This is a genomic window from Streptomyces sp. NPDC043861, from assembly GCF_056435905.1.
This window is the reverse complement of sequence record NZ_JBWKDP010000002.1, coordinates 366,219-380,125: the sequence shown is the minus strand read 5'-3', so window position 1 is coordinate 380,125 and position 13,907 is coordinate 366,219. Positions and strand designations below refer to the sequence as shown.

Below are 13,907 nucleotides of genomic sequence, written 5' to 3'. Positions count from 1 at the left end.
GATGGACGCTCATGTGAGCGCGATGTATCCGCTTTGAGTCAAGCGCCTTTCGAGGGGTGAAGAAGACGGAGCGGAAGCGTTAACGCATCAGTAACCTGCGATCTACTGGCGGACGGGTGGTTAAGCCCGAATGACAGACAAGTGCACGTACCCAAACACCTTCGATCTGGGTATGTTCCTCGCCGTCAGGGCAGCCACCGAGTCCTCGAGGAGTCGAGACCCGTGTCGGAAAACAAAGATCAGAAGTTCGTCTACGACTTCACCGAGGGCAACAAGGACCTCAAGGACCTCCTCGGTGGCAAGGGCGCGAACCTCGCCGAGATGACCAACCTCGGTCTGCCCGTCCCCCCGGGCTTCACCATCACCACCGAGGCGTGCAAGGTCTACCTCGACAGCGGCGAGGAGCCCGCGGCACTGCGCGACGAGGTGAGTGCGCACCTCGACGCGCTGGAGCAGCGCATGGGGAAGAAGCTCGGCCAGGCCGACGACCCCCTTCTCGTATCCGTACGTTCCGGCGCCAAGTTCTCCATGCCCGGAATGATGGACACGGTCCTCAACATCGGTCTCTCCGACAAGTCGGTGGAGGGCCTGGCCAAGCAGGCCGGTGACGAGCGCTTCGCCTGGGACTCCTACCGGCGGCTCATCCAGATGTTCGGCAAGACCGTCCTCGGCGTCGACGGCGAGCTCTTCGAGGAGGCGCTCGACGAGGCCAAGCAGGCCAAGAAGGTCACGGTCGACACCGACCTCGACGCGGCCGACCTGAAGAAGCTGGTCAAGCAGTTCAAGAAGATCGTCAAGGCCGAGGCCGGACGGGACTTCCCGCTGGACCCGCGTGAGCAGATGGACCTCGCCATCCACGCGGTCTTCGACTCCTGGAACACCGACCGCGCCAAGCTCTACCGCCGTCAGGAGCGCATCCCCGGCGACCTGGGCACGGCCGTCAACGTCTGTTCCATGGTCTTCGGCAACCTCGGCCCCGACTCGGGCACCGGCGTCGCCTTCACCCGCGACCCCGCCTCCGGCCACCAGGGGGTCTACGGCGACTACCTCCAGAACGCGCAGGGCGAGGACGTCGTAGCCGGTATCCGCAACACCGTGCCGCTCGCCGAGCTCGAGGCGATCGACAAGAAGTCGTACGACCAGCTGATGCAGATCATGGAAACCCTCGAGACGCACTACAAGGACCTGTGCGACATCGAGTTCACCATCGAGCGCGGCCAGCTGTGGATGCTGCAGACCCGTGTCGGCAAGCGCACCGCCGGTGCCGCCTTCCGTATCGCCACCCAGCTCGTCGACCAGGGCCTGATCGACGAGGCCGAGGCACTGCAGCGCGTCAACGGCGCCCAGCTCGCGCAGCTGATGTTCCCCCGCTTCGACGACAAGGCGAAGACCGAGCTGCTGGGCCGCGGTATCGCCGCGTCACCCGGTGCCGCCGTCGGCAAGGCCGTCTTCGACTCGTACACGGCCGTCAAGTGGTCGCGCTCCGGCGAGAAGGTCATCCTCATCCGCCGTGAGACCAACCCCGACGACCTCGACGGCATGATCGCGGCCGAGGGCATCCTCACCAGCCGTGGCGGCAAGACCTCGCACGCCGCCGTCGTCGCCCGTGGCATGGGCAAGACCTGTGTCTGCGGAGCCGAGGACCTCGAGGTCGACACCAAGCGCCGCCGGATGACCGTGAACGGCACGGTCGTCGAGGAGGGCGACGTCGTCTCCATCGACGGCTCCACCGGCAAGGTCTACCTCGGCGAGGTTCCCGTCGTACCGTCCCCGGTCGTCGAGTACTTCGAGGGCCGGATGCATGCGGGCGCCGACGACGCCGACGAGCTCGTCCAGGCCGTGCACCGGATCATGGCGTACGCGGACCGGGTACGCCGCCTGCGGGTACGGGCCAACGCCGACAACGCCGAGGACGCGCTGCGCGCCCGTCGCTTCGGCGCCCAGGGCATCGGCCTGTGCCGGACCGAGCACATGTTCCTCGGCGAGCGCCGCGAGATGGTCGAGAAGCTGATCCTCGCCGACACCGACGACGAGCGCGAAGAGGCCCTGAAGAACCTGCTGCCGCTGCAGAAGAAGGACTTCGTCGAGCTCTTCGAGGCGATGGACGGGCTGCCGGTGACCGTGCGGCTGCTCGACCCGCCGCTGCACGAGTTCCTGCCGGACATCACCGAGCTGTCGGTGCGTGTCGCCCTCGCCGAGGCCCGCAAGGACCACAACGAGAACGACCTGCGCCTGCTCCAGGCCGTGCACCGGCTGCACGAGCAGAACCCGATGCTGGGTCTGCGCGGTGTCCGTCTCGGCCTGGTCATCCCCGGTCTGTTCACCATGCAGGTGCGGGCCATCGCCGAGGCCGCGGCCGAGCGCAAGAACGCCAAGGGCGACCCGCGCGCCGAGATCATGATTCCGCTGGTCGGCACCGTCCAGGAGCTGGAGATCGTCCGCGAGGAGGCCGAGCAGGTCATCGCCGAGGTCGAGGCGAAGACCGGCATCGAGCTGAAGCTGGCGCTCGGCACGATGATCGAGCTGCCCCGCGCCGCGCTGACGGCGGGGCAGATCGCCGAGGCCGCCGAGTTCTTCTCCTTCGGTACGAACGACCTCACCCAGACCGTGTGGGGCTTCAGCCGCGACGACGTGGAGGCCAGCTTCTTCACGGCGTACCTGGAGAAGGGCATCTTCGGCGTCAGCCCGTTCGAGACCATCGACAAGGACGGCGTCGGCTCGCTCGTCCGCAACGCCGTGGCCGCCGGCCGGGCCACCCGCCCGGACCTCAAGCTCGGTGTCTGCGGTGAGCACGGCGGCGACCCCGAGTCGGTGCACTTCTTCCACGAGGTGGGCCTCGACTACGTGTCCTGCTCGCCGTTCCGGATCCCGGTGGCGCGGCTGGAGGCGGGCCGCGCGGCGGCGCAGTCGACCGGCAGCGACAGCCGTTGATCCTTGCGGGGCCGCCTTTTCGGCCGCCCCGCATATGACCCGGAGCTGTCGGCGGTTCATCACGACCCTCACCGACCCGCCGGCGGCTCCGGTGCACCAGGAGACGGGCGGGGCAAGCACCTTGTGCGGAGGTGCTTGCCCCGCCCGTCGCTTTTTCCTGTGTGCGCCGCCTGCTGAACGGCGGAGCAGTAGCGGGCTTTAACGGAAGTTGGATTTCCGCCATTCATTGAGCAAAGAACAGGCGGGGCGCGGTCGGCGGATCCCCACCCGCCGGCCGCGCCCCATTACCAATGTCGGACACGGAGCCGCAACCTCCGCCGACCGCCGCCAGGCGTGGAAAGCCCCCCACGGTCTTTACCTCGCCCCTCGGTACCCGAAGGTTTCGTGCCCGACGTCGTACAGCTTTTCGGTTCGAGGTGGTTCTCCGCACTGCGTTTCAAGTGTGGCTGAAACTCCGTGGTGACGGCCTGTGATTGCGTGCATACTCAGTGGCTGGGACGATTGCGGATGCAACAGTGGGGGTTCCGTGCTGCGTATCCATTTCACCGGCGAGGACCTTGCGAGGGTACGAATGGCGGCCAGACCGGACGTTTTGTGGGAGACGATTCTGAGCTTCCACCGTTTACGGGACCGCCGGGGCGCCACGGTCTACGGAGAATGGCGCACCGAAACCCGGGCCCGGTTGAATGGTGAAACACGTCTGCTGGCGGCACTCGTGCCGTCGCGCGGATATTTCCCCGACTTCCTCACCCCGCCCGAGGGGTTGCACGGGCTCGACGACGGTCTTGAAGCGGTACGGGCCACCCCGGTGCGCCGACTGCGCGCCGAACTCGGCCTGCTCGCCGCCGACCGCCCGCAAGCGGGGCTGCCCGCCAGGCTCGCCGGACTCACGGAGGGCGCGAGCGAGGCCATGGCGCGGCTCATCGGGGCACTGCGCAGCTACCACAGGGCCGCCATCGAGCCGTACTGGACACAGATCCAGGCCGCTGTGGAGGCCGACCGCGCCGCCCGGGGCCGTGCCCTGCTCGACGGCGGTGCGGACGAGCTGCTCGCCTCGCTGCCGCCGATGCTGCGCTGGCGCGCGCCGGTGCTCGAGGCGGACTACCCGGTCGACCGGGAGATCCATCTGGAGGGACGTGGGCTGCTGCTGCAGCCTTCGTACTTCTGCCGGGGCGCTCCCGTCGTCCGTCGGGACCCGGAGCTTCCTCCCGCGCTCGTCTATCCCGTCACGCACACGGGCGGGCCGTCCGCCGTCGATGCCGAGCGGGACCGGGTCTCCCTCGGCCGGCTCGTCGGCCACACCCGTTCGGCCGTTCTGCGGTCCATCGGCAACGGTTGCACGACGAGCGAACTGGCCCGCAGGGCAGGGGTGTCGCTGGCCTCCGCCAGTCAGCACGCCTGCGTGCTGCGGGAGGCGGGTCTCGTGGTCACCCTGCGGAACGGCAACGCCGTGCTGCACACGATGACACCGCTGGGCACCGCTCTGCTGAGGGGCGGCACCCAGCGGGATCCGGTGGCTCCGGGGGGTGGTTACGCCCGGAACGGGCCGGTCACCTCGTAGGTGATGCCGCCCGACGAACTGCCGCTCGTGCCGCGCTGGCTGGAGAAGTACAGCCGTGTCCCGTCCGGCGAGAAGGCCGGTCCGGTGATCTCGGAGCCGGACTGGCCGTTGATCCGCAGGAAGGGTGCGACGACATCGTCCGGGGTGATGAGGCAGATCTCCATGTTTCCGCCGTCCTCGGCGACATACAGATCGCCGGAGGAGGCGCCGGTGACATTGTCGACGCCGGTGAGCGGAGCGGAGCCGCCGACGACCAGTGAGTCGTCGTACGCCAGCTCGTAGGTGCCCGCGGCCAGGTTGAGCTGCCAGAGCCGGTTGTCGCCCTTGGTGGTGAACCAGACGGTGTCGTCGGCGTAGTGGCAGCCCTCGCCGCCGTTGAACTTCTTGGCGCCGGACACCTGGCTGCGGGTCGCGGTGGGCGAACCGTCCGGGTCCGGGACGTTCGCCCAGCTGAACGAGCCCGACGAGGCGGTGCCGGCGACCAGCACCTGCAGGGTGCCGGAGGAAAGGCTGCCCCAGGTGCTGGGGATGAAGCGGTAGAAACAGCCGTTGGTCTCGTCCTCCGTCAGATAGACGACCCTGCGGACCGGGTCCGCGGCCGCCGCCTCGTGCTTGAACCGGCCCATGGCCGGCCGGGCGACGGCGGCGTTCACGCCCCACGGGTCGGTCTCGTAGACCAGACCGAGGCTGACCTCCTCACAGGACAGCCAGGTGTTCCACGGAGTGCTGCCGCCCGCGCAGTTCTGGCGGGTGCCGGACAGGATGCGGTACGCGCCGGTGATCGCACCGGCCGAGGAGAAGCGGACCGCGCTCGCCCCGCCGGACGGGTTGATCTCGGAGTTGGACACATAGATCCAGCCCGAGCCGTCGGCGAAGCAGGCGCCGCCGTCCGGGGCGCTGTGCCAGGTGTAGGAAGTGGAGGAGACCGTCTGCCCGGACCGGGCGATCACCCGGCTGGTGAACCCGGCGGGCAGCCGGATGCCGTTCGCGTCGGCCGTGCCGAGCGCCCCGTAGGGACCCGGGCCGGGCTGAGCCGGGGCCGCGGAGGCCGCGCCCTGCCACAGGGTGCCGCCGAAGGCGGCGGCGGAGGTGCCGATGACCGCTCCGCGCAGGAAGCTGCGTCGTTCCACTGTCACTCCATGAGGTCGTGACTGCCCCGCGCCGCCGGGCGGCGTGCGGGGTCGCGCGCCAACGGACGATAGAAGCGCGGAGTTGACGCACCTTCAACAGGCGGTGAAGCGGAAACGTCGGTATGCGGGGCGGCGGCCGACGGGCAGGGCGGCGGGCAGGGCGGCGGCGGGCGGCCGGCCCGGTCAGCCCTCCACCTGCTTCTTGAGCTCCGCCAGGCGCCCCTTCCAGAACGTCTTGTACGCCGCGACGGCATCGGCGTCCGCAAGCCTGGTGTGGCCGAGGCCGATCCGTGTCCTCCGCTCGCCCATCGGCGTCAGATGGACGGAGATCCGGCTGGTGCCGTCCCAGTCCGCGGTCAGGGACTTGCCCGGGCGGTGGGTGCGCAGGGCGAATGCGGTCCCGGGGAGCCACCGCGAGCGCAGGGTGTCGTCGACGAACCAGTCGGTGACCACCTCGGCCGGTGCGTAGACCGTCCTGCTGCCCGAGGCCTGCCAGTCCCCGTCGCAGGCCTGGCCCACGGCGCGCATGCCGCGCTCCTGCTCGTACCCGACGGCGATCGACTGGGCGTACCAGCCGGCCACGCCGTGGACGTCGACGAGATGACGGGCGATGGCGGTGTGGGAATGGGCGGTGGCACCCCAGGCGTCGAGGAGGGCGAACCAGCCGTCCCAGTCCCTGCCGGTGGACTCGCTCAGCGCCTCACCCGACATCTTCTCGGTGATCTTCTTGCCCGCACTGCCCATGGCACGACGGTACCGCGCAGGTGGCGAGCCCTGCGGGCGGGCGTCGGGGGCACGCCCCGCAGGCCCCACGGCGCGGCGGCGCTCCTTTCCCGCCCCGCCCGTGCCCCGCGGGCGGGGCTGCCATGGGACGGCACGCGGGGGAATTCCTTGCCGCGACTGCGATGAGTTCCGCGCGACGTACCGGTCCACCCCACGGAAAGCGACACCGCAGGGTGCGACGACGAGCGAAAGAGAACCGTGATGACCCGGATGATCTTTGTGAACCTGCCGGTGAGGGACCTCGAGAAGTCGAAGTCCTTCTGGAGGAGTCTCGGCTACTCCTTCAACGCGCAGTTCAGTGACGAGAACGCAGCCTGCCTGGTCCTCGGCGACACCATCTTCGCGATGCTCCTGACCGAGCCCCGCTTCAAGGACTTCACGACGAAGAGCATCGTCGACGCGACCGTCAGCACCGAGGTGATCCTCGCGCTCAGCGCCGAGAGCCGGGAGGAGGTCGACGAGCTGGCCGACGCGGCGCTCGCATCCGGGGGATCCCCGGCCAACGAGACCCAGGACCACGGCTTCATGTACGGACGCTCCTTCCAGGACCCCGATCACCACATCTGGGAGGTCGTGTGGATGGACCCGAAGGCGGTCGAAGGCGCATAGGGCGTGGCCCGCGCGAAGCCGGGGCCGGCCCGTGGAGCCGGGGGCCGGCCCGTGGAGCCGGCCGTGGAGCCGGCGCCCCGCAGCGTGGGGCTCAGCGCTTCAGACCCTCGTACGTCACGCCCGTGAGCTGCTCGGACGCCGCCCAGAGCAGCTCGCTCCTTGTGTCGTCCCGGGTGCGCCCGGCCCGCCACGACCTGGCCGGGGTGCCCCGCAGGCCCTGGATCCTCGGCCCGGTGAACGAGTCGGGCTCCACGCCCGGCGCGGTCGCGGCGTACAGCGTCGGCAGCGCGCCCGTCTCCGCGGGCTGGGCGAGGAGACGGTTGCCGAACTCGGCGAGCCGCTCGGCCGTGCGGCGGCCCTCCATCCGCGCCCCCGCGGTCTGGAGGTTGGTCGCCGCGTAGCCCGGATGTGCGGCAGCGGCGATGACGTCCGAGGCCGCCGCCGCCAGCCGTCGTGCCAGCTCGTGCACGAACAGCAGGTTCGCCGACTTGGAACGGCCGTATGCCACCCAGCGGCGGTACCGGCGCTCGCTGTTGAGATCGCCCAGGTCGACATCGGCGATTGCGTGCATCCCGCTCGACACGCTCACCACACGGGCGGCCGGTGTGTTCAGCAGCTTCGGCAGCAGCAGCCCGGTGAGGGCGAAGTGCCCCAGGTGATTGACCCCGAACTGGGTTTCGAAGCCGTCGGCGGTCCTGCCGAAAGGCAGGGCCATCACACCGGCGTTGTTGATGAGCAGGTCCAGGGTTTCCGGCTCGTACGAGTCCGCGAATAGCCTCACCGAGCTGAGGTCGGCCAGGTCCAGCGGCCCGAACTGCACGTCCGCACCCGGTACTTGCCGTTTGATGAGCGCCTCGGCCTCCTTGCCGCGGGCCTCGCTGCGGCACGCGAGGACCACGCGGGCTCCGCGGCGGGCGAGAGCCCGGGCGGTGACGAGCCCGATTCCGCTGTTGGCTCCGGTGACCACGGCCGTGCGGCCGCTCTGGTCGGGAATGTCGCGCGTGGTCCAGCCGGTCGTCGGCATGCGGTGCTCCTCCGGTACTCGGTCACTCGGTGGAACTCGTCGGTGGGTAGACCCGTGTCCTGCCAGGGTAACGGCCGACCGTACGTCTGCGTATGGTCAAGTCCGTTGCGTCCGTTGCGTCCGTTGCGTCCGTTGCGTCCGAGCCGAGTCGGTCACCACCTCCGTGCCGACGACGGAGCCCGTGAGCGGAGAGGCCGGATGGAGGACGGCCGCCGCGACCTCCTCCGCCGAGGCTGTCCGGCCCGGCGGATTCCGACCGATCCGCGCGGCCGCTCGGCCCGCTCGGCCTCGGTCTCCCCGCACGCAACGACATGGGCCCGTCGGCGGCGCCCGGGCCGACGGCGTTGATGCGTACTCCCTCGAGCATGTGGTCGCGGCAGCGGCCCGGGTCAGCGCGCAGACCGCAGCCCCGGCGGCGATCCATGCGGTGACGTGGGGGGACGCGCAGGCATACGGTCGTGCGGTGTCGCGGTGGCGCGCTGATACGCCCCTGGCGTCACCCCGTAGCACCGTACGAACCACCGGTGGAAGTGCGGCTGGTCCACGAAGCCCGCGCGCACCGCCGCATCCGCGGCCGTGACTCCCTCCGCCAGCAGCTCACGCCCGCGCCGCAGCCGCAGCAGCCGCTGATAGCCGCCGGGTGTCATCCCGTACTCGGCGTGGAACGCCCGGTACAGCGCGAACCGGCTCAGCCCCGCCGTATCCGCCAGCCACTGGGCGGGGATCTGCTCGTCGTACCGCTCCCGCAGCAGTTCGCGGACCCTGCGCGCCGCCCGTGACCGGGCGCCGCCTGCCACCTCGCTCATCCGGATCCGCCCGGAGGCACCCCGTCGCACCATCGCCGTCACCGCTGCCGTCAGCCGCTCGTCGCGCACCAGCGGATCCGCCCCGCCGGCCAGCGCCGTGTGCAGCCGCAGCAGCGTGGCGCGCAGCGCCGGATCGTGGAGTACCGGCGCCGTGAACAGGGGCATCGGTGCCCGCCCGGCGGTCGCGTCACCCAGCACCTCCCGCACCACATCGGGTCCGAGGTGCACGATCCGGTACTGATAGCCGGACTCCGACGCCGCATGCCCGTCGTGCGGATCGTCCGGGTTGAACGCCATCACCAGACCCTCGCCGCTGGTGTGCGCCCCGCCCCGGCACGTGAAGGCCTGCGCGCCCGCCTCGGTCAGCCCGAAGGAGTAGGCGTCATGACTGTGCCGCGCGTACACGTGCTCCGAGTAGCGCGCGTGCATGGCCTCCAGCGGACGGTCCGGGTCACGCCAGTAGCGGACCCAGTCATCCGTCCCTTCCGCGCAGGGAGCGGTCACCGTGCTCATCCCGCCATTGTCCCTCCCCCGAGGCGGAGCCGGTCAGGGCTCGACGCGTCCTGCGGACCGGGCGTCGCGGTCGGGGGAGGGTCACGGGGTTCACGGTGTCAGCCCGTGCGGACCGTGAACGTGCTCACCGACACCGCCTCGTCGTCCAGGCACCGGCCCGTCTCCAGGTCGAACCGCTGCTTGAGCAGAGGCGATGCCACGAAGGGCCGGCCGTCCGCGGAGCCGATCAGACCTCGGGAGAGGACCTGGGCGCCGGTGAAGGGGTCACGATTGTCGATCGCGTACGCCCGGCCCGAGCGGTCCAGGAAGAGGGCGGCCTGGCGCCCGTCGGGCAGCAGCGCGGCCATGCCCCGGCCCGGGGTGAGGCGGGCGAGCTCGCAGACCGGGAACCAGTCTTCTTCCAGCTGGAGTTGGAGCGTCATCGGGTGAGGGTCCCTTCCAGGGTCAGAATGGTCAGGTCGGGCTTCGTCTGGTCGCGCTCCGGGACGAACTTCACCGAGGGGTCCGGCGTGTCCGGTGCGTTCACGAACGACACGAAGCGGCGCAGCCGGTCCGGGTCGTCCAGGGTCTCGGCCCACTCGTCGCGGTAGCCGGCGACATGCTCGGCCATCAGGGCCTCCAACTCGTCGCACAGTCCGAGGGAGTCGTGCACGACGACGTCCCGGAGGTGGTCCAGGCCGCCCTCCAGGCGCTCCAGCCAGGTGGAGGTGCGCTCGAGCCGGTCGGCGGTGCGGATGTAGAACATCAGGAACCGGTCGATGAGCCGGACGAGTTCGGCGTCGGACAGATCCTGGGCGAGCAGATCGGCGTGGCGCGGCGTGGCGCCGCCGTTGCCGCCGACGTACAGGTTCCAGCCGCTGGCGGTGGCGATCACACCGAAGTCCTTCGACTGGGCCTCGGCGCATTCGCGGGCGCATCCCGACACGGCCGACTTCAGCTTGTGCGGGGCGCGCAGCCCCCGGTAGCGCAGTTCCAGGTCGATGGCCATGCGAACGCTGTCCTGGACGCCGTAGCGGCACCAGGTCTGCCCGACGCAGGACTTGACGGTGCGCAGAGCCTTTCCGTACGCGTGTCCCGACTCGAAGCCGGCGTCGACGAGACGGGTCCAGATCGCCGGGAGCTGATCCACGCGTGCACCGAACATGTCGATCCGCTGCCCGCCCGTGATCTTCGTGTAGAGGCCGAAGTCCCGTGCCACCTCACCGATCACGATCAGCTTGTCGGGGGTGATCTCGCCGCCCGGGATACGCGGCACGATCGAGTACGAGCCGTTGCGCTGCATATTGGCGAGGAAGTGGTCGTTGGTGTCCTGGAGGGCGGACTGTTCCCCGTCGAGGATGTAGCCGCCGCCGAGCGACGCCAGGATGGACGCGACCGCGGGCTTGCAGATCTCGCAGCCGTTGCTGCCGCGGGCCTCCTCGCGGCCGTGGGAGTCCAGCAGGGCATCGTACGAGGTGAGGCGCAGGGTGCGGACGATCTCGTACAGCTCGCTGCGCGTGTGCGGGAAACAGCCGCACAGCCCCTTGTCCGTGGACTGCGGCAGCAGCTGGCCGATGACCTTGACGCAACTCCCGCAGCCCGTGCCCGCCTTGGTGCACTTCTTCACCTCGGGCAGCGAGGTGTGGGCGCAGATCTCGCCCTTGGTGACGTTGTGGCAGGAGCAGATGACGGCGTCGTCGGGGAGTGCGGAAGGGCCCAGGGCCACCGGCGCTCCCGCACCTGCCGGCAGCACCAACTGCTCGGGCGCAACGGGCGGGACACTGCCGGTGAGCGGGCGGAGCATGCCGTACGAGTCGGCGTCACCGACGAGTACACCACCGAGCAGCTCACCGTCCCGGCCGATCACCAGCTTCTTGTAGACACCGGAGCGGGAGTCGGAGTACACGACGTCCAGGCAGCCGTCGGTCGTGCCGTGTGCGTCACCGAACGACGCCACGTCCACACCGAGGAGCTTCAGCTTCGTCGACATGTCGGCACCGGTGAATCCGCCCTCCTCGCCGCAGACGACGTCGGCGACGGTCTTGGCCATCTCGTAGCCGGGTGCGACCAGTCCGTAGACCCGGCCGTCCGAGGCCAGCGCGCACTCTCCGATCGCGAACACGTCGGGGTCCGAGGTACGGCACTGCTCGTCGACGACGATGCCGCCGCGCTCGCCGACGGCCAGACCCATGTCGCGGGCGAGCTGGTCACGGGGGCGCACGCCCGCCGAGAAGACGACCAGGTCGGTGTCGAGCGTGGATCCGTCGGAGAGGCTCATGCCGGTGGCGACGCCGTCGGCGGTCACGATCTCCTGGGTGCCGACACCCGTGTGCACGGTCAGCCCCATGCCCTCGATGGTCCGCAGCAGGGCGGCGCCGCCGCCCTCGTCGACCTGTACCGGCATCAGACGCGGTGCGAACTCGACGACATGGGTGTCCAGGCCCAGGCCGCTCAGCGCACCCGCCGCCTCCAGCCCGAGCAGGCCGCCGCCCACGACGACACCCGTGCGGGCGGTCTTCGCATACTCCTCGATCGCGAGGAGGTCCTCGATGGTGCGGTACACGAAGCAGCCTTCGGCGTCCCGACCGGGGACGGGCGGCACGAACGGGTACGAGCCGGTGGCCAGCACGAGGGTGTCGTACGTGAACGTCCGCCCGGCGCGTGAGGTCACCGTGCGTGATGCGCGATCGATGTGCTCGGCCGGGTCGTCGAGGTGGAGCTCGATCCCGTGCCGGTCCATGAAGCCGTCCTCGACGAGGGACAGTTCGTCGGGGGTACGGCCGGAGAAGTACGAGGTGAGCTGGACGCGGTCGTATGCCGGCCGCGGCTCCTCGCACAGCACGACGACCCGCGCCCGCCCGGTGACGCCCCGCTCGGCGAGGGCCTCCAGGAAGCGCTGGCCGACCATCCCGTGGCCGACGAGCACGATCGTGGGCGTGGTCATCTCAGAGTCCTCCATCGGTGGTGAGCAGGTGGAGCAGCGGGGCGTCGGGGAGGGGGTCGTCGCCCTCCCAGGCCCTGGCGAGCGCGCCGACACCGGCGAGATCCCCGAGCAGTACGCCGCCGACCAGGCGGTCGCCACGGACGACGACCTTCCGGTAGGCCCCGCGGGTGGCGTCGGCCAGTTGCACGACGTCATCGCCGGGCCGCGGGGACGGTTCCCCGAACGCGGCGAGCTCGAAGCTGCCGGTGCTGCCCAGCGTGAGCCGGGTGAGAGCGCGGGTGCCGGTGTAGCGGGGAGACCGGCTACCGGGTCCCTCCGGCTGGGGGGCTGGCGGGTGACCGTCCGCCCGGTCGGGCGACGCGGTGGCAGTGCTGGGGGCGTCGGTGCGCCCCGCCCGGGGCACGTCCGTGAGGCCGTGCCGGGGTTCGTCGTCGTGGCCTGCCCGAGCCGTGGCGTACGGTCCGTCCGGTCCCTCCGGGGGGCCGGCGTCGCCGGACCCGGCCACGAGCCCGCCGGGCCCGGGGGCGCACTCGTGGACCAGCAGGGCCGCCAGGGCATCCGCCTGCTCCAGCGCCGCGGTCGCCAGCCCGTAGACCGTCCCTGCGTGTTCGGCACAGTCGCCGATGGCGTGGACGGACGGGTCCGACGTGCGCAGACCGTCGTCGACGACGATTCCCTGCCGCACCTCCAGGCCCGAATCGAGGGCCAGGCCGGTGCGCGGCCGGACACCGCAGGCAAGGACCACGCACTCGGCGTCGAGGACGAATCCGTCGGCGAGCTCGACCCCCGACACACCGGCCCCGGAGCTGCGCAGTCCACGGGCGTGGCACTCCGTGTGGACCTCCACGCCCAGGCCCTCCAGGTGGTCCCGGACCAGGGCGCCCGCCGCCGGGTCGAGATGGCGGTCCATCAGTGAGTCGCCCTGGTGGACCAGGACCACGTCCGCGCCGCGCTCGGCCAGGGCCCGGGCGGCGGAGACGCCGAGCAGGCCGCCGCCGATGACCACGGCACGGGTCCCGGTGCGGGCAGTCGCCGCCAGCGCCACACAGTCGTCGAGCGTGCGGAACGGATGGACACCTTCCGGCAGTCGCCCTCCGCCCAGGCCGCGCAGCGGTGGCAGCACCGGATTGGAGCCCGTCGCCAGGACCAGCCGGTCGTACGGCACCGCCGAGCCGTCGGCGCAGTGCACCGTACGGGTCGCGCGGTCGATGCGTACCGCCCGAACCCCGCGCCGGACCGTGTCCGGACCGCCGGGCACCGGCGGCAGGGCGATCACCTCGGGGCCGTACCTCCCGGCGAGAACCTCGGCGAGCAGAACCCGGTTGTACGGGGCGTGCGGCTCCTCGCCGAGGAGCGTGACGCTGCACGCGGGCGCGAGCAGCCGCGCCAGCCGCGCTCCCGCCATCCCTGCGCCGATCACCACGATCCTCGAAATCATGTACGCAGCATGCGGTGCCGCTGTTACCTGCCCGCATCCCGTCTGTTTCCCCCGCGGAACGCTGCCCTCAGCGCGGGCCCGGCCCGCATGTGAGGCAGCGGTGACCGGACCCGGACCGGGGCGTGGCTGCGCGCGGGGGAGCGAACCTCAGAGTTGGCTCAACAATCCGGAGAAAGATGGACCACGCAC

Annotated in this window: 10 protein-coding genes and 1 pseudogene; 3 read left to right on the top strand and 8 right to left on the bottom strand. The window is 70.7% G+C overall.

Going from position 1 to position 13,907, the window contains the following annotated elements; all coding sequences use genetic code 11:
- Window positions 1–222 precede the first annotated feature (222 nt).
- Both ppdK and AC068D_RS06245 read left to right on the top strand, forming a co-directional pair.
- Window positions 223–2,931 carry a pyruvate, phosphate dikinase gene (gene ppdK, locus AC068D_RS06250; protein WP_478821778.1) on the top strand — a complete coding sequence of 903 codons (2,709 nt, stop codon included), beginning with the start codon at window positions 223–225 and terminating at the stop codon, window positions 2,929–2,931.
- A 526-nt stretch (window positions 2,932–3,457) separates the two neighbouring features.
- Complete coding sequence (locus AC068D_RS06245) at window positions 3,458–4,492, top strand: ArsR/SmtB family transcription factor (RefSeq protein WP_478821777.1); 1,035 nt, start codon at window positions 3,458–3,460, stop codon at window positions 4,490–4,492.
- On the opposite strand, the gene AC068D_RS06240 is transcribed toward AC068D_RS06245, so the two are convergent.
- Together AC068D_RS06240 and AC068D_RS06235 are read right to left on the bottom strand one after the other, a co-directional pair.
- The gene (locus AC068D_RS06240; protein WP_478821776.1) at window positions 4,462–5,622 is read right to left on the bottom strand and encodes an alkaline phosphatase PhoX; all 1,161 of its coding nucleotides are present in this window, start codon (window positions 5,620–5,622) and stop codon (window positions 4,462–4,464) included. The two genes, AC068D_RS06245 and AC068D_RS06240, sit on opposite strands and share 31 nt — an antisense overlap.
- Before the next feature lie 183 nt (window positions 5,623–5,805).
- A complete protein-coding gene (locus AC068D_RS06235) occupies window positions 5,806–6,366 on the bottom strand; it encodes a hypothetical protein (RefSeq protein WP_478821775.1) in 561 nt (186 codons plus the stop codon).
- Between the two features lie 240 nt (window positions 6,367–6,606).
- On the opposite strand from AC068D_RS06235, the gene AC068D_RS06230 reads away from it, so the two are divergent.
- Window positions 6,607–7,014 (top strand): VOC family protein, encoded by a 408-nt coding sequence (locus AC068D_RS06230; protein WP_478821774.1) that lies wholly within the window; start codon window positions 6,607–6,609, stop codon window positions 7,012–7,014.
- Window positions 7,015–7,105: 91 nt separating this feature from the next.
- Here the strand turns inward: AC068D_RS06230 and AC068D_RS06225 are convergent, their stop codons facing one another.
- The 6 genes and pseudogenes from AC068D_RS06225 to AC068D_RS06200 form a co-directional block, all read right to left on the bottom strand.
- Complete coding sequence (locus AC068D_RS06225) at window positions 7,106–8,038, bottom strand: oxidoreductase (protein WP_478821773.1); 933 nt, start codon at window positions 8,036–8,038, stop codon at window positions 7,106–7,108.
- Window positions 8,039–8,134: 96 nt separating this feature from the next.
- A pseudogene (locus AC068D_RS06220) lies at window positions 8,135–8,476 on the bottom strand (SDR family oxidoreductase); the annotation flags it as partial.
- Window positions 8,428–9,357 (bottom strand): AraC family transcriptional regulator, encoded by a 930-nt coding sequence (locus tag AC068D_RS06215; RefSeq protein ID WP_478821772.1) that lies wholly within the window; start codon window positions 9,355–9,357, stop codon window positions 8,428–8,430. The gene AC068D_RS06215 and the pseudogene AC068D_RS06220, both read right to left, overlap by 49 nt.
- A 98-nt stretch (window positions 9,358–9,455) precedes the next feature.
- On the bottom strand, window positions 9,456–9,779 hold the full coding sequence (gene nirD / locus AC068D_RS06210; protein WP_478821771.1) for a nitrite reductase small subunit NirD: 324 nt from the start codon (window positions 9,777–9,779) through the stop codon (window positions 9,456–9,458).
- On the bottom strand, window positions 9,776–12,280 hold the full coding sequence (nirB, locus tag AC068D_RS06205) for a nitrite reductase large subunit NirB (protein WP_478821770.1): 2,505 nt from the start codon (window positions 12,278–12,280) through the stop codon (window positions 9,776–9,778). Before nirB ends, nirD begins: the two co-directional genes overlap by 4 nt.
- Window position 12,281: 1 nt before the next feature.
- Window positions 12,282–13,718, bottom strand: a complete 1,437-nt coding sequence (locus tag AC068D_RS06200) for an NAD(P)/FAD-dependent oxidoreductase (RefSeq protein WP_478821769.1) — start codon at window positions 13,716–13,718, stop codon at window positions 12,282–12,284.
- Window positions 13,719–13,907 lie beyond the last annotated feature (189 nt).

Coding starts and splice junctions, on each gene's coding strand:
- AC068D_RS06235 (WP_478821775.1), bottom strand. CDS start 6,366: ATGGGCAGTGCGGGCAAGAAGATCACCGAGAAGATGTCGGGTGAGGCG.
- AC068D_RS06230 (WP_478821774.1), top strand. CDS start 6,607: ATGACCCGGATGATCTTTGTGAACCTGCCGGTGAGGGACCTCGAGAAG.
- AC068D_RS06225 (WP_478821773.1), bottom strand. CDS start 8,038: ATGCCGACGACCGGCTGGACCACGCGCGACATTCCCGACCAGAGCGGC.
- AC068D_RS06215 (WP_478821772.1), bottom strand. CDS start 9,357: ATGAGCACGGTGACCGCTCCCTGCGCGGAAGGGACGGATGACTGGGTC.
- nirD (WP_478821771.1), bottom strand. CDS start 9,779: ATGACGCTCCAACTCCAGCTGGAAGAAGACTGGTTCCCGGTCTGCGAG.
- nirB (WP_478821770.1), bottom strand. CDS start 12,280: ATGACCACGCCCACGATCGTGCTCGTCGGCCACGGGATGGTCGGCCAG.
- AC068D_RS06200 (WP_478821769.1), bottom strand. CDS start 13,718: ATGATTTCGAGGATCGTGGTGATCGGCGCAGGGATGGCGGGAGCGCGG.